At 38.7% G+C, this 20,116-nt stretch carries 20 protein-coding genes and 1 tRNA gene; 12 read left to right on the top strand and 9 right to left on the bottom strand.

Annotated features, from left to right (window positions below; all coding sequences use genetic code 11):
• Window positions 1-63: 63 nt before the first annotated feature.
• The 3 genes from F903_RS09780 to F903_RS09770 all read right to left on the bottom strand — a co-directional run bounded on the left by F903_RS09780 (window position 64) and on the right by F903_RS09770 (window position 870).
• Window positions 64-273: a cold-shock protein gene (locus tag F903_RS09780; protein WP_004670776.1), complete on the bottom strand. Its 210-nt coding sequence runs from the start codon at window positions 271-273 to the stop codon at window positions 64-66.
• 116 nt (window positions 274-389) lie between these two features.
• Complete coding sequence (locus tag F903_RS09775; protein WP_005196681.1) at window positions 390-608, bottom strand: hypothetical protein; 219 nt, start codon at window positions 606-608, stop codon at window positions 390-392.
• A 185-nt stretch (window positions 609-793) separates the two neighbouring features.
• Window positions 794-870, bottom strand: a tRNA-Met gene (locus F903_RS09770).
• Between the two features lie 298 nt (window positions 871-1,168).
• On the opposite strand from F903_RS09770, the gene ruvC reads away from it, so the two are divergent.
• Window positions 1,169-1,714 (top strand): crossover junction endodeoxyribonuclease RuvC, encoded by a 546-nt coding sequence (gene ruvC, locus F903_RS09765; protein WP_005196679.1) that lies wholly within the window; start codon window positions 1,169-1,171, stop codon window positions 1,712-1,714.
• On the opposite strand, the gene F903_RS09760 is transcribed toward ruvC, so the two are convergent.
• Window positions 1,711-3,198 (bottom strand): bifunctional ADP-dependent NAD(P)H-hydrate dehydratase/NAD(P)H-hydrate epimerase, encoded by a 1,488-nt coding sequence (locus F903_RS09760; protein WP_005196678.1) that lies wholly within the window; start codon window positions 3,196-3,198, stop codon window positions 1,711-1,713. The two genes, ruvC and F903_RS09760, sit on opposite strands and share 4 nt — an antisense overlap.
• A gap of 23 nt (window positions 3,199-3,221) precedes the next feature.
• Here F903_RS09760 and queG point away from each other — a divergent pair, with 23 nt between their 5' ends.
• On the top strand, window positions 3,222-4,346 hold the full coding sequence (gene queG / locus F903_RS09755; protein ID WP_005196676.1) for a tRNA epoxyqueuosine(34) reductase QueG: 1,125 nt from the start codon (window positions 3,222-3,224) through the stop codon (window positions 4,344-4,346).
• A 79-nt stretch (window positions 4,347-4,425) separates the two neighbouring features.
• Window positions 4,426-5,415: a biotin synthase BioB gene (gene bioB, locus F903_RS09750; RefSeq protein WP_004670766.1), complete on the top strand. Its 990-nt coding sequence runs from the start codon at window positions 4,426-4,428 to the stop codon at window positions 5,413-5,415.
• 52 nt (window positions 5,416-5,467) lie between these two features.
• Here bioB and F903_RS09745 read toward each other — a convergent pair whose 3' ends face one another.
• Together F903_RS09745 and F903_RS09740 are read right to left on the bottom strand one after the other, a co-directional pair.
• Window positions 5,468-5,680, bottom strand: coding sequence for a hypothetical protein (locus F903_RS09745; protein ID WP_034595146.1), 213 nt, complete (start codon window positions 5,678-5,680; stop codon window positions 5,468-5,470).
• A gap of 144 nt (window positions 5,681-5,824) precedes the next feature.
• Window positions 5,825-6,175 (bottom strand): hypothetical protein, encoded by a 351-nt coding sequence (locus F903_RS09740; protein ID WP_005196671.1) that lies wholly within the window; start codon window positions 6,173-6,175, stop codon window positions 5,825-5,827.
• 474 nt (window positions 6,176-6,649) lie between these two features.
• On the opposite strand from F903_RS09740, the gene F903_RS09735 reads away from it, so the two are divergent.
• The 4 genes from F903_RS09735 (at window position 6,650) to F903_RS09720 (ending at window position 11,661) form a co-directional block, all read left to right on the top strand.
• Window positions 6,650-7,183 (top strand): fimbrial protein, encoded by a 534-nt coding sequence (locus F903_RS09735; RefSeq protein WP_005196670.1) that lies wholly within the window; start codon window positions 6,650-6,652, stop codon window positions 7,181-7,183.
• A gap of 85 nt (window positions 7,184-7,268) precedes the next feature.
• A complete protein-coding gene (locus F903_RS09730) occupies window positions 7,269-8,003 on the top strand; it encodes a fimbrial biogenesis chaperone (protein ID WP_004670759.1) in 735 nt (244 codons plus the stop codon).
• Between the two features lie 62 nt (window positions 8,004-8,065).
• Entirely contained in the window at window positions 8,066-10,636 is a 2,571-nt protein-coding gene (locus F903_RS09725; protein WP_005196669.1) for a fimbria/pilus outer membrane usher protein, read from the top strand.
• The gene (locus tag F903_RS09720) at window positions 10,633-11,661 is read left to right on the top strand and encodes a fimbrial protein (RefSeq protein ID WP_005196668.1); all 1,029 of its coding nucleotides are present in this window, start codon (window positions 10,633-10,635) and stop codon (window positions 11,659-11,661) included. The genes F903_RS09725 and F903_RS09720 overlap by 4 nt, the downstream gene beginning before the upstream one ends.
• A 176-nt stretch (window positions 11,662-11,837) precedes the next feature.
• Here the strand turns inward: F903_RS09720 and F903_RS09715 are convergent, their stop codons facing one another.
• On the bottom strand, window positions 11,838-12,506 hold the full coding sequence (locus F903_RS09715) for an IS5 family transposase (RefSeq protein ID WP_228128682.1): 669 nt from the start codon (window positions 12,504-12,506) through the stop codon (window positions 11,838-11,840).
• 407 nt (window positions 12,507-12,913) lie between these two features.
• Between F903_RS09715 and F903_RS09710 the strand changes: the two genes are divergently transcribed.
• Entirely contained in the window at window positions 12,914-13,507 is a 594-nt protein-coding gene (locus tag F903_RS09710; protein ID WP_005196666.1) for an IS1595 family transposase, read from the top strand.
• Between the two features lie 122 nt (window positions 13,508-13,629).
• Here the strand turns inward: F903_RS09710 and aceI are convergent, their stop codons facing one another.
• Window positions 13,630-14,061: a chlorhexidine efflux PACE transporter AceI gene (aceI, locus tag F903_RS09705; protein ID WP_005196664.1), complete on the bottom strand. Its 432-nt coding sequence runs from the start codon at window positions 14,059-14,061 to the stop codon at window positions 13,630-13,632.
• 105 nt (window positions 14,062-14,166) lie between these two features.
• Between aceI and F903_RS09700 the strand changes: the two genes are divergently transcribed.
• From F903_RS09700 to F903_RS09685, 4 genes are all read left to right on the top strand, one after another.
• A complete protein-coding gene (locus F903_RS09700; RefSeq protein ID WP_005196662.1) occupies window positions 14,167-15,057 on the top strand; it encodes an HTH-type transcriptional regulator AceR in 891 nt (296 codons plus the stop codon).
• A 111-nt stretch (window positions 15,058-15,168) separates the two neighbouring features.
• A complete protein-coding gene (tal, locus tag F903_RS09695) occupies window positions 15,169-16,158 on the top strand; it encodes a transaldolase (protein ID WP_005196659.1) in 990 nt (329 codons plus the stop codon).
• Between the two features lie 73 nt (window positions 16,159-16,231).
• Window positions 16,232-16,882, top strand: coding sequence for a leucine efflux protein LeuE (leuE, locus tag F903_RS09690; protein ID WP_004671615.1), 651 nt, complete (start codon window positions 16,232-16,234; stop codon window positions 16,880-16,882).
• Window positions 16,883-17,034: 152 nt separating this feature from the next.
• The gene (locus tag F903_RS09685; RefSeq protein ID WP_005196658.1) at window positions 17,035-18,207 is read left to right on the top strand and encodes a benzoate/H(+) symporter BenE family transporter; all 1,173 of its coding nucleotides are present in this window, start codon (window positions 17,035-17,037) and stop codon (window positions 18,205-18,207) included.
• Window positions 18,208-18,250: 43 nt separating this feature from the next.
• Here F903_RS09685 and F903_RS09680 read toward each other — a convergent pair whose 3' ends face one another.
• Window positions 18,251-20,083, bottom strand: coding sequence for a monovalent cation:proton antiporter-2 (CPA2) family protein (locus tag F903_RS09680; protein ID WP_004671618.1), 1,833 nt, complete (start codon window positions 20,081-20,083; stop codon window positions 18,251-18,253).
• Window positions 20,084-20,116: the final 33 nt, after the last annotated feature.

The raw sequence follows: 20,116 nt of genomic DNA, 5'->3' as shown, positions 1-20,116 counted from the left end.
ATTTATTCTTAACAAATAAAAAAGCCCACTTGTGTGAGCTTCTTTTTTACCGAATGATTTCTGTTAGATAACGGTAATGTTTGTAGCTTGTGGTCCTTTTTTACCTTGACCAAGCTCAAACTTAACGCGTTGACCTTCGTGTAAAACTTTAAAACCGCTGCTTTGGATTTCGCTAAAATGAGCAAAAACGTCTTGCCCAGAGTCAGCTTGAATAAAACCAAAACCTTTAGTTTCGTTGAACCACTTTACAGTTCCGTTAACAGTTTCAGACATAAAACCTAAACCTTTAAAATCTTTTGTTTAAAAAAAAAGCCAAATTAGAAACAAAACCGCTTCTAATTTTAACTCTATCTATTTTACTTAAATAGATACTACAAGCATACCAAATTTTAAGTCAAACGATATAGCTGATTGACCGAAGTATAGAAACTTTTTCCATCTTGGTTGAATTCAATTTCTTGACCAGACTGCAAAAGTATCTTTTTACCTACTTCTACCCATTTAAAACCATCCATCGTACTTTGCTGGCGTTTAAGTGGGATAATTTGCACACTAATTTCATTGCCATTTATGGCAGTGGCTACATGCCATTCACTAATAATATTCAAAACTTAAATACTCATTACTGAGCTCAAGTGATCGATCTAATTTACTACAATGCTAGATGAGGGAAAAGACTACATAACTAGAATTTAATAATTTTTAGCTTTATTTAAGGTTATTTAAGCTAACTCAGCTACTGCTTAATCAATAATAAACAACAACTTTTACACATCACAGAGCAATATTAATTTGGAAGCGGGGGTCGGATTTGAACCAACGACCTTCGGGTTATGAGCCCGACGAGCTACCAGACTGCTCCACCCCGCATCAGCGAATTAGCTTTATACGCCCCTACACCTGACAATGCAAACTTTATTTATAAAAATCACTTAATTTTTAAATTAACGCTCACATTTAATACAAATACAAGCTAAAACTAGATTTTGATCGTCTCAACAAGCAGATTTCCAATAAATACAAAATTCAGTGCTTTTACTTAAAAAACAGATGCTTTGTTCAATAAAACAACTATATCCTTATAATTCAAAATACTACAAAATTATCATGCAGCTAAAAGCCCATTATGTAACAATATCAATCATCCTTTATTCTCTTATAGTGCTGCATGTCACTCATTATTGGTATTGATCCTGGTTCACGTTTAACAGGTTATGGAATTATCGAAAAAGATGGTAACAAATTACGTTTTGTCGATGCGGGAACCATCCGTACTGAAACACAGGAAATGCCTGAGCGTTTAAAACGTATTTTTGCAGGTGTGGAGCGTATTGTTAAATTTCATGGGCCCACAGAAGCAGCCGTAGAACAAGTCTTTATGGCTCAAAACCCTGACTCTGCACTAAAGCTCGGTCAAGCACGTGGTGCAGCAATAGCGGCACTGGTCAATTTAGATTTAAAAGTCGCCGAATATACTGCACGTCAAATCAAGCAGTCTGTTGTTGGCTATGGTGCTGCGGAAAAAGAGCAAGTACAAATGATGGTCATGCGCCTACTCAATTTAAGCATTCAGCCTCAAGCCGATGCTGCCGATGCGCTTGCCGCTGCGATTTGTCATGCACATGCATCAGGAAGTATGACTAAACTAGCAGTGCTGAATGCGTTAGGTGGTATGGCACGTGGACGGAGTCGTTCAAGTAATAGACGTCGTTAATCATTCACAACTTTATAAATCATTCTCCCCATTTCATGTGCTTGTAATCCTCTCATACCATTGCTCGCTAAAAGATCACCTGCTTGGGCGTGGAGGCTAACAATTTCGTGCAATTTAATTTGCTCATGAAACTGCGCTTTTAAACTGGCGATCATACCTGCTAAGACATCACCCATCCCTCCAGTCCCCATGCCCGCATTACCTTGGGTACAGATAAATAAGTCATCACCTAATTCCAAGGTCAGACTCCCTGCGCCTTTTAGTACCCATTGTCCTGCATATTTTTGCTGTAATTGATGAATGGCTGCGATTCGATCTTGTTCAATTTCAGCGGCAGTACAACCCAATAATGTCGCCGCTTCGCCTGAATGCGGTGTTGCGTAAATATGTTCTTTTAACTGTTGTGGATGCTTGGCTAGAAACCAAAGTCCATCAGCGTCAAGCACAACTTCTAATTGCGTATTTTGATTGAGTGAATCCAACCATTGTTTATAGATATTTTCAGCCCATTCATCTCGCCCTAACCCCATACCAAAACAGACTGCATCAACTTGCTTTAATAGTTGTTGAATGGTTTCTAGATTTAAAGCATTTATATCTCGAACCATAATATTTGGTGAACGCGATAAGATTGCTTGATGGTGTTTAGCATCACACACCACACTGACTTTTCCTGCACCTGCATAAAAAGCAGCTTCAGCAGACATGATGACTGCTCCCCCCATATCAGCATGCCCACCCACAACCAAGACATGCCCATAACTACCTTTATGACCAAAGGCTTTGCGTTTAGGTAAAGTGATTTTTTCTGGGGATAAATAAGCCACTGGCTTTAATTCTTCGTCAGTTGGAATTAGGCTAACTAAATGAAGCTTCCCTACAAATTCCTTGCCTTGACCTGTAAACAATCCAGCTTTATAACCGAGAATCGTAAAAGTTTGGTCGGCTTGAATCGCGCAAGGTAAGACTTGCCCTGTATTGGCATGCAAACCACTTGGAATATCAATTGAAATTTTTAAACCTGTTTGCTCATTAAAGAGTTGAATAATATTTTGCCAATTTTGATCTAATTCACGATTTAAGCCTATTCCAAATAAAGCATCAATATGGCAATCAAATAAAAGTCCCTCATTCTCAAAGAGGGATTTAGGGAGGTTTAATAATTGAATACCAACTTGATACTCTTGAGCATATACATAAGCGTGCTTTAGATCAGCAGAGTGACCTAACTCAGCGGCAAATACCGTTACCTCAAATCCCGCTTTTTTTAAAAATGCAGCGATATAATAACCGTCACCCGCGTTGTTACCTTGACCACACCACACAGCAATTTTTTTAATGTCTTGTTCTTGAAATTGTTGAAGCAAGTGCTGTGTTATTGCCCAAGCGGCTTGTTGCATCAGTCCCAGCGAAGAATTTTGCTGAGCAAACCAACGCTGCTCCCATGCTTGAATACTTTGACTATGGTAAACTGGACGTTGCATGTTTATCCCCCTGTTATTGGTTTATGGCTTCCACTGCATCGTCTCAAAAACTTTCTCAAAAGATTGAACTACAACAGTTTGATCCTCAAGAGCTTAAAGCATGGATCAAAGCACAGGCTTTAGACTTGGGCTTTTCTGATTGTGTCATTGCCAAACCTGATGCTCAAGATCAAATGCCGCGTTTCGAAGAATATTTAAAGCGTGGCTATCATGCTGACATGCACTATTTAGAAGAAAACTTAGAAAAACGTGCAGACCCAACCTTACTCGTCCCTGGAACAAAAAGCATTATTTGTGTGCGAATGAACTATCTTGTGGCATCGCCTAAACCTCGTTATGTACCACTTGAACCAAATTCAGCCATTATTGCACGCTATGCCCGTGGGCGTGACTATCATAAGGTCATGCGTGGACGACTTAAAACATTGGCCGCGCGTATCAAAGAAAAAGTGGGAGATTTTGAATCACGCCCTTTCGCAGACTCAGCCCCAATTTTTGAAAAATCTTTAGCCGAAAGTGCCGGTATGGGGTGGACAGGAAAACATACTTTACTTATCCACAAAAAATCAGGTTCTTTTTTTGTTTTAGGTGAATTGTTTACTTCTCTTGAACTTCCGTTTGACCAGCCTGCAACAGCGCATTGTGGCTCATGTACAGCCTGTATTGATATATGTCCAACGCAAGCGATCGTTGAGCCTTATATGCTTGATGCCAGAAAATGTATTGCGTATTTGACCATTGAATATAAAGGTATTATCCCCGAAGACTTGCGGCAAGGTATTGGCAACCGTATTTTTGGCTGTGATGACTGTCAGCTTATTTGCCCATGGAATGGTTTTGCTCAAACAGCATCAATCCCTGACTTCGACCCAAGACATAGTTTAGACGACATTAGTCTGCTCGAAATATGGCAATGGGATGAGGCAACATTTTTAGCCAATACAGAAGGTAGCCCAATCCGTCGTACGGGCTATCAATCCTTTAAGCGTAATATTGCAATCGGTTTAGGAAATGCGCCATACTCAGCTGAAATCGTAGCCAAATTGCAAGAAGCAAAAATATGGCACGATGAGATTGTAAATGTACATATTGATTGGGCAATTCAACAACAATCGCGCCAAGCAATTGTGCATCAAATAGAAAAATGATGTTTTTTGCCCTTTGGCTTTGGCATGATTTCTGTATGATTAATCTCAACAAACGTAATCTATCATCATGGATATAACAATGACTGTACGTAATGACTGGACTCGTGATGAAATCCAAGCCCTATATGATCAACCATTTTTAGACTTAGTATTTGAAGCGCAAGGTGTTCATCGTCAACATTTCCAAGCCAATACGATTCAGGTAAGTACGCTTCTTTCTATTAAAACAGGTAAATGCCCTGAAGACTGCAAGTATTGCTCACAATCTGCTCGCTACGATTCTAAATTGGAAGCTGAAAAACGTATCGCAGTAGATAAAGTCATTCGTGAAGCATTATCAGCAAAAGAATCGGGTTCTTCTCGCTTCTGTATGGGCGCAGCTTGGCGTAATCCGCATGAACGTGATATGCCGTATGTACTGGAAATGGTACGTGAAGTGAAAGCACTTGGTTTAGAAACGTGTATGACCTTAGGAATGCTCAATCAATCTCAAGCAGAACGCCTAAAAGATGCTGGTTTAGATTATTACAACCATAACCTAGATACATCCCGCGAATATTATTCACATATTATTAGTACCCGCACATTTGATGATCGTCTGGACACCCTTGATCATGTGCGTCAGGCAGGTATGAAAGTATGTAGTGGTGGTATTGTGGGCTTAGGCGAAAGCCGTAATGATCGTATTGGTTTATTACATGAACTTGCGACTATGCCTGTTCATCCTGAGTCCGTGCCCATCAACATGCTTGTGCCAATCGAAGGTACACCACTTGCTGATGTTGAAAAACTTGAAGTAACCGAATGGATACGCACGATCGCTGTTGCACGTATCATCATGCCGCATAGTTATATTCGTTTATCCGCTGGCCGTGAGTCTTTAAGTGATTCTGATCAAGCACTGGCATTTATGGCTGGGGCTAATTCGTTATTCTCTGGTGAAAAGCTCTTAACCACACCAAATGCAGGTGAAGGTAAAGACCAACTCTTGTTTGCTAAACTCGGTCTCACTGCCGAAAAACCGAAACCAAGTATTGCTGAACTCACAGTAGATGCCATGAGCGCATAAATTCAAAAGCCTTGTCATTTGACAAGGCTTTTTTCTAAATAAATCACCAGTGTTAAATTGATGTAACCAATATGCCGTATTTGGCATTCAAAAACATGCCAATCCGGATGATATCCACCCCTGCTGCATGTGTCACAGACAACTCTTGCGTATGCACATCAAAATGAAATGAATCAAAGATCTCTTGATGATGCATCAACCACAAAATGGTATCGCTAATACTTTCATCTACAGTATACGTTTCAGAGTTAAAGTCTTTATCCATCACAATATTCTGATCACTTGATTTGATATAGATATCATAACCAATCGATGAATTGAAATCAGCTCGATAAAAAAACACTGAGCTAAAAGATCATTAACTCAGTGTATCAACGAGGAATTCAGTCTTTTGTCTTGTTTGCTTAGCTTAAGCCGCTTGTGGGCTGACGATGGTTTGCCCGCCTTGTAAGCATGCAACCGCTTTGGGATTAAACTCCAAAGTCAGTACATGATTATCTAAATGCACATGGTAAGCACGAATCAATGCTTGCTGCCCTTCATCAGTGTCCAGTACATATTCATCTGCAATATTTAAAATACCTTCTAGATTTGTTGTACTTGAAGCTCGATCATGACCAAACAAATCATAAATCGTTTGCAAATTGAAACTCGTGCGCTGTTGTTCTGTAGCGTGACTTTTTAGATAGCCCTCTAAAAACAGGACAAATTTATGAGCAAAAAAATAGTAGTTTGGTTTATGGGTATAAAGCATGTTCATCGAAATCTCCTTATTGGTGTTTTTACCATCAGACCATGCTTAAAAACTAAGCTCCCAATCTTAAGAAATTCTTAAAACCAATTAAGCATTTTTGTTAATGCCGAACTTTTTTGACTCAAAATTCAAAAAAACCGTCTTAACACTATATTTTTGTCATAAAAAATTCATATAAAAAAAGCTCAATTTTGAACAAAAAATAAACATTTACTCAATTTTTGCTTAAAAAAAATCATCATTTTTTTCATGATTTTTCACAAAACTAACAAATAAGATTAATTTTTCTAATAAAAAAATTCAAATAAACAGCGACTTACTTAGCAATTGTATAATATATGATTAATAAATTTATTTTTGTGACAGAGTTTGCATTTTTTTTAATAACTGGTATATTTCGCTCATTACTTGTTCGGCGCAAAAATAACCTGAAAAAGTAATCTAATTCAATTTTTTAGCTGATGTATTCGAGATATTATTATGAAAAAACTTGCTTTGATCGCTACACTTTCAGTTGTAGGTATTGCTAATGCACAAGCTGCTGATGGTACTATTACAATCAATGGTTTAGTAACTGACAAAACCTGCGACATCGTGACTCCAGCAGGTAAAGATTTTACTGTAACTCTTCCAACTGTATCTAAACAAACTCTTGCAAACGCAGGTGATGTTGCTGGTCGTACGCCATTCCAAATCAACTTAGGTAACTGTTCAGAAGGTAAAGTTGCTACTTACTTCGAACCAGGTGCTACTGTTGACTTCAATACTGGTCGTTTACTTAACCAAAACGCTGCTGGTGCTAAAAACGTTGATGTTCAATTATTGGGCGACAACAACCAAGCTATTCCAGTTCTTGCTGCTGGCGCTTCTGGTGCTCAATCTAACTCTCAGTGGGTTGACGTTGTAGAAGGTGGTACTGCTGACCTTAACTACTATGCTGAATACTATGCAACTGGTGCTTCTACTGCTGGTCAAGTAAATACTTCAGTTCAATACACAATCATTTATCAATAATCTTTTGATAAGTTTCTGCGGGTTTTTATGTACTTAAAAACTCGCAGTTTTCAATAAAGAACATGCAACTGTAGAGTAAATATAAATGGCACTGAACGGTTACAATTTTTTGCTTGGTTTAGCGATGTCCTCTATTCTTGTCGCAAATAACACACATGCAGAAATTATCTTACACGGTACTCGAGTGATCTATCCATCTGATGCTCGTGAAGTCACCTTGCAAGTAAGTAACAATGGTTCTAAACCATCTCTTGTTCAAGCTTGGATTGATGAAGGTGATGCTAAAAGCACACCAGACCAATCAAAAGTTCCATTTATGATTACTCCACCGATTTCTCGTGTTGATCCGACCAAGAGTCAATCGCTTCGTATTTCAGCTCTGCCAAACGCAGCTCAAATCGATCAGACAAAAGAAACCGTTTTTTGGTTAAACGTGCTTGATATTCCACCTAGACCTAAAGCTGGTGCTAAAGAAGAGGTTCCAGATAACTTCCTACAACTAGCGATTCGTTCACGTATTAAGTTTTTCTATCGTCCTGCAAATATTAAAGAAGATGCAAATCTAGCAGGAGAAAAACTACAGTGGTCTAGAAGTGGACAGACTTTGATTGTTAAAAATCCAACACCGTTCCATGTCACAATGACATCGATATATCAGAAAAATGCAGGAAAAACTGTTGACCTACTTCCTAAGGGTTTAATGCTATCTCCATTTTCTGAAGACAAAGTTCAATTGAAAATAGCAAGTGTTGAAAAACTTAGTTTTATTAATATCAATGATTACGGTGGTCGTATTGAACATCAGATCAAACTTCAATAACAAGTAAATTACTCCCACTCTATAGATGATTTTGTACCTATCGTTGAATAGGCGAACGTATTATGTCAAAGAAAAATGCAACAGCTAAACTTTTAAAGCGTCGAGTTTGTTATTACCTCACATCAGGGGTAATCACTATTACGATGCCTGTGGCTGTATATGCGGTAGAAGAGACAGCAAAACCAGCACCGATGGAAGCAGAGTTTGATTCTGTTTTCCTAATAGGTGATGCACAAAAAGTAGACGTCTCACGCTTCAAATATGGCAATCCAGTTTTACCAGGTGAATATAGTCTTGACGTTTATATTAATGGAAATTGGTTTGGTAAAAAGAGAATGGTTTTTCGTTCAACTGAACAAAACCAAAATGCATTTACCTGCTTCACTTCAAGTTCATTACTTGAATATGGTGTAAAACAAGAAGTGCTGGTTAATCGTACTGAGTCTGCTGCTCCAAATGCTTGCTACAAGATCGAAGAATGGATTGAAAATGCTTATTATGATTTTGATACTTCCCGCTTACGTGTAGACATTTCGATTCCACAAATTGCATTACAGAAAAATGCACAAGGCTATGTTGATCCAAGTATATGGGATCGCGGTATCAATGCTGGGTTCTTATCTTATAGTGGTAGTGCATATAAAACTTTTAACCGTTCAAATGAAAATAAAGAAACCACAAATGCCTTTATGGCCATCACCACTGGTGCGAATATTGCCGGTTGGCAACTTCGCCACAACGGTCAGTGGCAATGGCAAGATGGTAACCAAAGTGAACTCGATTCAAAAACTAAGAAAAAATCGAATTACGAAGCAACTAGCACTTATTTACAGCGTGCTTTCCCACAGTATCGCGGTGTATTGACACTTGGTGATAGTTTTACTAACGGTGAATTATTTGATTCATTCGGTTATCGTGGTGTAGATTTTTCAAGCGATGATCGCATGCTTCCAAATAGTATGCTTGGTTACGCACCGCGTATTCGTGGTAATGCAAAAACCAATGCAAAAATTGAAGTGCGCCAACAAGGTCAGTTGATCTATCAAACCACCGTAGCACCTGGTAGCTTTGAAATAAATGATCTCTACCCTACTGGTTTTGGTGGTGAACTTGAGGTCTCTATTATTGAGTCAAATGGCGAAGTCCAAAAGTTCGCTGTTCCATATGCTTCCGTTGTACAAATGCTACGTCCTGGGCTCAGCCGCTACTCATTAACAGCCGGTGAATTCCGTGATCGCGATATTGATTTAACACCTTGGACAACTCAAGGTAAGTACCAACGTGGTATTAATAACTATTTGACAGGTTATACCGGTTTCCAGTTGGCTGAAGACTATAGCGCTATTTTATTGGGTGCAGCCTTTGCTACCCCTATTGGTGCAGTATCACTTGATGCAACACATTCAAACGCAGATTTTGACAAACAAGGTTCGCAATCTGGTCAGAGTTTCCGTTTAAGTTACAGTAAACTTATTTCTCCGACCAACACCAATTTAACCTTGGCGGCGTATCGTTATTCTACTGAAAACTATTATAAATTACGCGATGCATTGTTAATTAGAGACCTTGAAAATAAAGGTGTCAATACTTTTGCAGTTGGTAAACAACGTAGCGAGTTCCAAATTACATTGAACCAAGGTTTACCTGATGGTTGGGGTAACGTCTATATGGTTGGTTCTTGGAATGACTATTGGAATCGAAATGAAACGAGTCGCCAATATCAAGTAGGTTATAGCAATAACTATCATGGCTTAACTTATGGTCTTTCAGCGACCAATCGTGAAGTTGAATATGGTTCGCGTAGTCAAAAACGTGATACCGAATATTTAATGACTCTTTCTTTCCCAATCAATTTCAGAAAGAACTCAGTCAATGTCAACGCCAACGTTTCTGAAGACAGTCGTACCGTAGGTTTTAGTGGTATGGTTGGTGATCGTTTTAGTTATGGATCATCTGTTTCACACCAAGATAGACAGAACCCAAGCTTTAACACCAATGCTCGTTATCGTACTAACTTTGCTACAGTGGGCGGTTCTTATAGCGTTGCGGATACATATCAACAAGCAATGGTAAGTGTTAGCGGTAATATTGTTGCGCACTCTGAAGGGATCCTATTTGGTCCAGAACAAGGTCAAACCATGGTACTGGTTTATGCACCTGATGCTGCTGGGGCAAAAGTAAATAATACGACTGGTTTGAGTATTAATAAATCAGGTTATGCCGTTATCCCATACGTAACACCTTATCGCTTAAATGACATCACCCTTGACCCACAAGAAATGTCAACCAATGTTGAATTAGAAGAAACGAGCCAACGTATTGCTCCTTTTGCAGGTGCAATTGCAAAAGTTGATTTCTCAACCAAGAAAGGTTATGCCATTTACATCAATACTAAAACTGCAACTGGTGAAAGCTTACCATTCGCTGCTCAAGTCTTTAACGATAAAGATGAAGCAATTGGAATCGTTGCTCAAGGTAGTATGGTGTATTTACGTACGCAAGAACCAAAAGGTGATTTGTACGTAAAATGGGGCGATGATGCCAATGAACAGTGCAATTTTAGTTATGACGTTACAGCGCAAATTTCTAACGATCAGCAAAGCATGATCATGACCGAGGCAGTATGCAAATGAAAAAATTACTCTTAAATAGTGTTTTGCTTACCGCAGGTCTTGGTATTTACAGCGAAGCGAATGCAGCTTGTCGTATGACTGCCTATACAGCAAATGATGTACTTATGTCTGTCGGTCGGGTCGTTGTTCGCCCGAGTGATGAAGTTGGTAAAATTCTACGTAAGGCTACTTTTCCAATTAGTTCTATAGGTGGTAGAAATGCAACTGTAGTTGACAATTGTAACGCTAGTGATCGCTTAGTAGCAGAATTAAGTCAGGGTTATGGCCTTAGCTCTCTTGGAAATAATATTTATACAACCAATATCCCAGGCATTGGTATTCGTCTTTACCGTGAAGCTGAAAATGCCAGTAATTTTTCTGGGTATTATCCTTATACTCGTGGTGGCTTAGTTTCTGGCACACGATACAGTTTAGCATCAGGTTATTTTGTCGTTGAAATTGTTAAAATAGCAGAACAAACTGGATCAGGAGCTTTAGTACCTGGGCAATATAGTAGTTACTATGTACAGGGTTATGCAAACCGTCCCTTCCTTACAAGTACTGTGCTCGCTAATGCAATTACGATTGCTTCGTCATCTTGTGAGCTACAGGGTAATATTAACAAAGTCGTTCAGCTTCCCACTGTTATGAAGTCAGGTTTTAGCGGTGTTGGTTCAACCCAAGGTGAACAAGCTTTTGATTTAAACCTTCTTTGTAATGGTGGTCAAAACCCAACAGGATATGAGGAAAAGAATCAGATCAGCTTAGACTTTGATTTTCCACAAGATGGTACTAATACTCAAGTCATGGCAAATACAGCACCAAACTCAACCAAAGCAAATGGTGTGGGTGTTCAGTTAATGTGGAAGTATCAAAATAAAAATCAAGTGATTCGTAAAGGCGATAAATTACAAGTTGGTACTGTTAACTCTAACCAAACTATTCAATATAACATTCCATTATCGGCTCGTTATTATCAGACAGCAACCAATGTAACCGCCGGTACTGTTCGTGCAATGGCAACAGTAACAGTTCAATACGATTAATCTTTTATAAGACCTCCATTAAAAAAGGGGGTCTTTTTTTATAAGAATTAGACTAAAGATCTTGAAATTTTCATTTTGTAAAAAATTAAAACTCATTAAGAAGTATGAACTTTTAAGTTTTATTTGGCTTTGTTGCACAAAGATTTATAAATAGAACTACTCTAAGCGACTCAAATTTAAGTGACAACTTCGGTATGAGGCCGACCTAATTCAGTAAATTTATTGAGTACTGCTACACGTGCGTGAATCTCGTTCACTTGGCTTTGAAAATTCCTAGCATTGAGTTTATCTCCTAATAATTTGATGCAATGCTTCTTGGTTTCCACCAAAATTCGGAGGTGATACCCAGACCATTTTTTCCAAATAGTTCTTCCTAGGTGCTTGACCGTTTTCAGTAATTCATTTCTCTCTAAAGATCTCCGCTTCCTACCTTTCCAACGCTTCGCATTTTTTCTCGGCGGAATCACCGCATGCGCTTGTCGATCTGCCTGGTGTTTCTTCCTTTTCCATTCACCTTCACCTAAAAACTTCAAGCCAGTAGAGTCCACGAGCAGGTAAAGTTCATCACTACTTTTGTGATAGCTAATTGCAATACCAATATGCTTTTGTCTTCTACACAGCGTGGAATAATCTGGTGCCGTCCAATCTAATCCACAGAGTTTAATGAGGCTTTGAACAAAGCCTGTGGTCATTCGTAAAGTTAAACGAAATAAGACTTTGATCATTAAGAAACACTGGATAGCTGCGTCAGAATAAGTTTGACTTCGACCTTGTTTACCATTTGCTTGCGCATACCAATGAGTATTGGAATCAAACCAAATGGTGAGGTTTCCACGATTGATCAAAGCTCAGTTGTAAGAAGACCAATTCGTTGTACGATATATTTGGGAGGCAGGCTTATTCATCTAGGAATTATATTGCTGAATAAGCCTTGAGAGATAGGTTTGTGCAACAAAGCCGACAGAAACTATAAAATCCCGTTCAGAATTATGAGGATCAACAATTACAGAGGGATCAGTTTCCAAATAGGATGCCATTCTACTGGTGTAATACACTTACCTTCATTCAAATAAAATTCCTTTTTCGTTATATAGACATTCTAACCTGCATAACTCGCAGGGCTGATTATCAATAAAACAAGGTAAATTAATTTAGGGGCTGTACTAGATTAGCACTATGTTAATCTATAAAAATGAAGCTAACCAATTGTAAATTAAATAAGAAAACTCAGTTTTAACTACTTGAGTTTTTTGTGCTTGAAGTGACAGCTAGATCAGCAGCAGATTTGTTAGAAATTCACTCTAATTCTGCTGCTCTTTTCTATACTAAAATTCGTAAGATTATTGCCTATCATTTAGAGCAAGAAGCCCTCGAAATATTTGATGGTGAGATTGAGTTAGATGAGAATTATTTTGGCGGTACGCGTAAAGGAAAACGAGGTAGGGGTGCTGCGGGTAAAGTTATCGTATTTGGGTTGCTAAAACGAAATAGCAAGGTTTACACCGTCATTGTTCCTGATACTAAATCTGTAACCTTAATGACTGTAATATCTAAAAAAATCACTCCAGATAGCATTGTCTACACAGATCACTGGCATAGTTATAATGCTTTAGATGTTGCAGGATTTAGTCATTATAGAATCAATCATTCAAGCCATTTTGCTGATGGTCGGAATCATATTAATGGAATTGAAAATTTCTGGAATCAGGCAAAAAGAACCTTAAGGAAATACAATGGAATTCCTAAAGATTCTTTTTACTTGTTTATCAAAGAATGTGAGTTTAGATTTAACTATGGTAGTCCTCGACGACAACTAAAAACTTTGAGATTTTGGACTAAAATTTAAACCTTATCTAGTACAGCCCCTTAATTTAATCATACTCATTTATCCTAATTCCATCTACTTAGGCTATTTACATGAAAGCATTCTTAAAGCGCTAGGCTTAAAGAATGCTTTTTTATCAATCATTATTGCGCGGCTAACTTCGCATTTGGGAAGAAACGCCCCTCTACTGAGTCATAACACCACTGGAAGATAAAAGTATAAACCAAGATACACATGGTCAAACCAAAATCTAAGATTAATGCATCAATGAAGCTCATATGCATCATATAGGCAATAATTGGAATTGTTGCGAGCATCAAACCGCCCTCAAAGCCAATCGCATGTAAAATACGCACTGGAATCGTTCTTTCCCACTGATATTTATATTCAACCTTTTCAAAATAATGGTTAAAAACCATATTCCAAAATACGGAAATCACAGCCATGATCGTACCTAAAACACCCGTAACTTCTAACGGCATGCTAAAAATAAAACTTAACGCAATTGCGATGATGACCAATAAAATCACTTCATAGACAATCGCATGAATGAGTCTTCTTTTGGAAATCAACATTTTTAAAACACTCTATTGTTTGGATATGGCTCATTTTATTTTTATAATGTTGATCAATCCAATCAGATTCTTTCAGTTTTTTTGATAGATGAGTATCTTTGAGCAATGAATATTAACCAAGAACAACTCCTCATGTTTCAAACCGTCATGGAAACAGGTTCATTTTCCGCCGCTGCCCGTAAATTAGGTAAAGTACCTTCAGCAGTGAGTATGTCGATTGCAAATCTAGAGATAGATCTCAATCTTAATTTATTTGATCGTATTGGACGCGAGCCAATCCCAACAGCAGAAGCAATCGTCCTTTACGAAAAAACACAACAACTTTTGATTGAAATGAATCAATGGAAACAGCATGCCTATGCACTCAGTACAGGTTTAGAATCGACTTTAAATATTGTCGTTGTGTCAGAGCTATTACATACCAACTGGACAGATTACATCACGCTACTTGAACAACAGTTCCCTAGCCTTGCGATTAATATCGTTTCTGCTCCGCAAGAAGATGCGCTGCAAATGTTGCTCGACCAGTCTGCACAATTGGCTTTAATGTTTGAACGAGAACATTTAGATAGTCGTGAACAGTTTGTTGAACTAAAACGAGAAGCTTTAGTTCCTGTAATTGCTGAAAATCATCCTTTGGCTCAACTTGAAAAAGTATCATTTGAACAAATGGTGCAAACACGTCAAATCGTTGTCGCGAGTCGTGATAAAAACATCAAACCTGAACTACTCTTTTCCAAAGACTATTGGCGTACAGATAATCATCACTCAGCTTGTATGATGATTGTACGTAATTTAGGTTGGGGTGTTCTGCCTTTAGAAATGTTTAATGAAAATCCTGAATTAAAAAAGAAGCTGAAAATTTTGAAGTTATATGATTTTAGTCCAAAATTTGAATACTACGTTGATCTCGTTTGGAGTCGTGAAAGTGAGTTAGGCGCTGCCGCACGTTTTTTGATTGAACATATTCGGAATCAACGTCAAAAAATGAAATAGCTTGGTCAACAGACCCTCAACATTTCTCTAAAATGCGGTGCTTTGCTTTCCTGTGGATTGTGTTATAAATGAAGTTACCCATAATATTGTTTAAGAAAGAACGTTATATCAATGACTCAAACCGCACTAGACCAATTAAAGAATTTAACGACTGTTGTCGCAGATAGTAGTGATCTGGAAGCAATTGAAAAATTTCGTCCATTAGACGCAACAACAAATCCATCACTGATTACCGCCGCGGCTGAACAGCCAGAAAGCAAAGAACTGATTGAAGATGCTTATGCACAAGCAAAACAAGAAGGTTATCAAAGTGATGCGTTAATTGAACGTACCATTGATATTTTAACAGTCAAATTTGGCGTTGAAATTTTAAAATTAATTGATGGTCGTGTTTCAACTGAGGTTGATGCCTTACTGTCTTATGATACAGAAGCAACAATTGCTAAAGCACGTGAACTTTCCAAACTCTATAAGGAATATGGAATTGAACAATCACGTATCCTCATTAAAATTGCTTCAACTTGGGAAGGCATTCAAGCTGCTAAGGTGCTTGAAGCCGAAGGAATTCCATGTAACCTCACTCTATTGTTTGGCTTACATCAAGCACAAGCTTGTGCAGATGCAAAAGTGACTTTGATCTCACCGTTCGTAGGTCGTATTTTAGATTGGTATAAAAAAGCCGAAGGTGTGGATCAATATCCTATCGAAAAAGACCCTGGTGTCTTGTCTGTTAAGAAAATTTATAACTACTACAAACAACATGGCATCTCGACTCAAGTCATGGGAGCGAGTTTCCGCAGTACAGCCCAAGTGCTTGGCTTAGCAGGCTGTGATTTATTGACCATTGCTCCAAATCTATTAAATCAATTGGAACAAGATCAACATATTGTTGAAGCTCAACTCTCTACGACTTCAGCACAACAGGCTGAAAAAATCGAACGTACCGCTCAAACCAAAGAAAGTTTTAAAGCCGAACTCGAACATGATTTAATGGCATTTCAGCTCCTCCAAGGTGGCATTGATGGCTTTATTAAAGCGCGAAACCAATTGAGTTTGTTACTCCGTCAATCTTTTGGTATTGATGCTGAAATCACCCCATAATTAGCTGATTTTTCACCTATTAAAAACCGATTTTTGCTATATTAGTGAAAATCGGTTTTTTTAAGAGTTCAGTGTGTTCGGTATCACAGATTTAACCACATATATTATTGGTACAATCTTAATCATTTTATTACCCGGCCCGAACTCCGTCTATGTGATGTCTGTTGCCTCACGCTATGGAATACGTACAGGTTACGCTGCTGCTTGTGGCGTATTTACTGGCGATTTTATTTTAATTATTTGTACTGTTTTAGGTGCGGCATCTTTATTAAAAGCGTTCCCGATTCTGTTTGTTATTCTCAAAATAACAGGTGCTTGTTATCTCGCTTATTTGGGTTTCAAACTGCTACAAAGTGCTTATCAAACGTGGAAAAAACCGCAACAACACGCAGAAATGGCTGATTTACCTCAATTAGATAAAGTGCATCCCTATCGAACTGCACTCAGCATTAGTTTATTGAACCCCAAAGCAATTCTATTTTTCCTATCGTTCTTTGTGCAATTCGTTGAGCCAAATTATCCCTATCCAATGTTGAGTTTCTTGGTACTGGCATTGATTTTACAAATCGTCAGCTTTAGTTATCTAACTGCACTTATTTTTTCAGGCATAAAATTAGCTGGTTTTTTCAAACATAATTATAAACTCGCGGCAGGTGGTGTATTTTTGGTCGGTATTTTATTCTTCGGCTTTGGCTTAAGGCTCGCAACTTCAACCTTGTCCTGATCTAGAATTTACGGCAAGAAAGTAGCTCATGATGTTTCATCCCCATCTGTTTTAATCGTGTCATCAATTTATTCAATCATCTTTGAACTACGATTTAAGCCATATTAACGATATACTTTTCAACAAATTTTAATCAAGTATAGATGCATATAATGCAACGCCTAATTCAAGATTTTTCGATCCCTGCGGTATTTGCTGGCTTTATCACCTTTTTGATTGGTATTAGTGTTTCGGCTGTTCTCGTCATTCAAGGTGCTCAATCTTTAGGTGCGAACACGGCACAAATCAGTTCATGGTTCTGGGCACTCGGTTTAGCTATTGGACTTTCAGGTTTAATCCTCTCTTGGAAATATAAATATCCTGTTGCTACTGCATGGTCGACCCCCGGTATCGCACTGATCATTGCCTCTACAGGACATTATGATCTTTATGAAGCCATCGGTGCGTTTGTCATCTGCGGGATTGCCATTGCAATTGTTGGATTTTCAGGTGTTTTTCAAAGGTTATTGGCACATATCCCAACCAGTCTAACCTGTGCCATGCTTGCAGGGATTCTATTAAAGTTTGGTATTCAAATCTTTAGTAGTCTAGAAAGCCATCTAGGTTTTATTCTCAGTATATTGGCGATTTATCTTGTCTCTAAGCGCTTATTTCAACGCTATAGCATTGTATTGACTGTGCTTTTAGGTGCAGCGATTTGCCCCCTGTTTATTGATTTTCAACTCCAACCGATTACATGGTCTTTGACTCAACCTGTATGGATGCAACCCGCATTTTCATGGTCTGCCGTACTTGGTTTAGCACTTCCATTATTTGTGATCAATATGACTTCACAAAATTTACCCGGCATCGCGATGATTAAAAGCTATGGTTATCACCCTCACGTCAATCAACTCGTGGGCTGGACAGGTGTTGCGCATACCCTGTTTGCACCTTTTGGCTGTTTTTCGGTAAATTTAGCCGCCATTAGTGCAGCAGTGAGTTTAGATGATCAAGTTCATCCCGATCCAAGCAAACGCTATATTGCGGGGATCAGTTGCGGTATATTTTATATTTTCATGGGGCTTTTTGCTGCGACTTTAGTCAGCCTACTCATGTCATTTCCACAAATCTTTATTGTGGCTCTTGCTGGCATTGCATTATTTGCCACCATCAGCCATAACATTGCAGTTGCTTTTTCCAACGTAGAAGAACGTGAAGCTGCCTTGCTGACCTTTTTGTGTAGTGCTTCTGGTGTACAGTTTCTTGGTGTCGGTTCTGCATTTTGGGGACTTATTCTGGGCCTTTTTGTCTTAATATTATTTAGATTTAAAAATAAGCCTTAGTCAAAACTAAGGCTTATGCTGTCCAGAGGATAAATCTTTAAGGTTATTTATCTTCTAACTCTTTTTGGGTTTCTTCATCATTTAAAATTCGCCCAGCCTGCTTTGGTCGAAGCAGTGGTTCTGTAGGTCGTGGATGTGCATGGGTGTATTGTAAACCAGCCCCAGCATAAACATCATCTGCGGCTATTTCTGTTTCAAAACGCTCATCATCACGATCACGGATTTCATTGCTAATACGTTTCACTTCATCCTGATCAACACCTAACTCTTTTAAAATCACGCCACCAAACTTAATGGCTGATTCAAAGGTTTCACGGACCATATAATCGACTTTCTGTTTGACCAAATACAACGAATGTTCACGGTCATAAGATCTCACAAGTAGTTTTGCAAGTGGAAATTCATGCCCCACCAATTCGACGATTTTATTGGTTGTTGCCTTACTATCCACACACACCACAATGGCTTGTGCATTTTTAGCACCCGAGGCATGTAAAATATCTAAACGTGCACCATCGCCATAATAGATTTTAAAACCAAATTTCTCTGCGTTTTGAATCATATCAATATCGTTGTCAATAATAGTGACATCAACACCTCTGGCTAATAATAACTGACTGGCAACCTGACCAAAACGACCAAATCCAATCATCAAGACGCTACCACTTAGACCTTCTGCAATATTGACGTTTTCCAGAGAAATCGTATCTTTTTTCTCTGTAAATCGTTTGAAAATAATACCAAAAATAGGCGTGAGTACCATTGAAAGTACCACAATCGCGGTAAGGTTTGACCTAATTGTATTATCAATGACTTGAGCACTGACGGCCGCAGCAAATAATACAAACGCAAACTCACCACCTTGAGCCATGAGTAAAGCACGATCCAAAGCATCGATATGAGAACTTTTCGTGACACGCGCAACGATATAAATCATCAGTGCTTTTACAAACATCATGGCTAAAACGCCACTAATGATGAGCTGCCAATTCTGTGCGACGACAGATAAGTCCAGCGACATCCCTACACCGAGGAAAAAGAGCCCCAGTAACAACCCTCGGAACGGCTCAATATCTGCCTCAATTTGATGTCGAAAAGTTGATTCTGATAACAATACACCTGCAAGAAAAGCACCCATCGCCATAGATAAGCCGCTCACTTGCATCAACAATGCCGCGCCCAATACCACCAAAAGCGCTGCGGCTGTCATCACTTCTCTTGCTTTTGCTGCCGCCAAGAGTCTAAATAACGGATTGAGTAACCAATAACCTGCTGCAATAAGACCAGCTATCGCAATCAAACCAATACCAATGGTTTCTAAGCGTGCTGAAGTTGTTTCCACCACATGATTGGGTGCCATAAATGCAATTATGGCCAATAATGGAACGATGAGCAGATCTTCAAATAATAATATGGAAACAACCTTTTGCCCCCGCGGTTGAGCAATGTCACCGCGATCACCAAGCAATTGCATTACGATGGCGGTTGAGGTCAGTACAAAACCTGCTGCTGCAATAAAAGCAATTTGCCATGTAAATCCAAATAGAATGCCCACGCCAGTTAAAGCCAAAGCACTCACTATGATTTGCAAGGTTCCCAAACCAAAGATTTCTCGCCTTAGACTCCACAAATGTGAGGGTTGCATTTCCAGACCAATCACGAAGAGATACATCACAATCCCCAACTCAGCGATATGCAAGATGGATGTTGATTCATGAAAAAATGCAAAACCAAATGGCCCAATAATCAAGCCAGCAATGAGATAACCTAATACCGAACCCAGTCCGATGCGTTTAAAAATGGGCACAGCTATCACTGCCGCAGCCAATAAAACGACGGGAGCAATTAAACTTATTGAATCAGCTTCTGAACTCATACTGTTCTCATTGTTATCAATTTGATTTCATTC

Origin of the sequence: Acinetobacter sp. NIPH 298 (assembly GCF_000369505.1) — a bacterium.
Classification (GTDB): domain Bacteria; phylum Pseudomonadota; class Gammaproteobacteria; order Pseudomonadales; family Moraxellaceae; genus Acinetobacter.
Note: the sequence above shows the minus strand (reverse complement) of the source record. Positions and strands in the feature narration are given on the sequence as shown.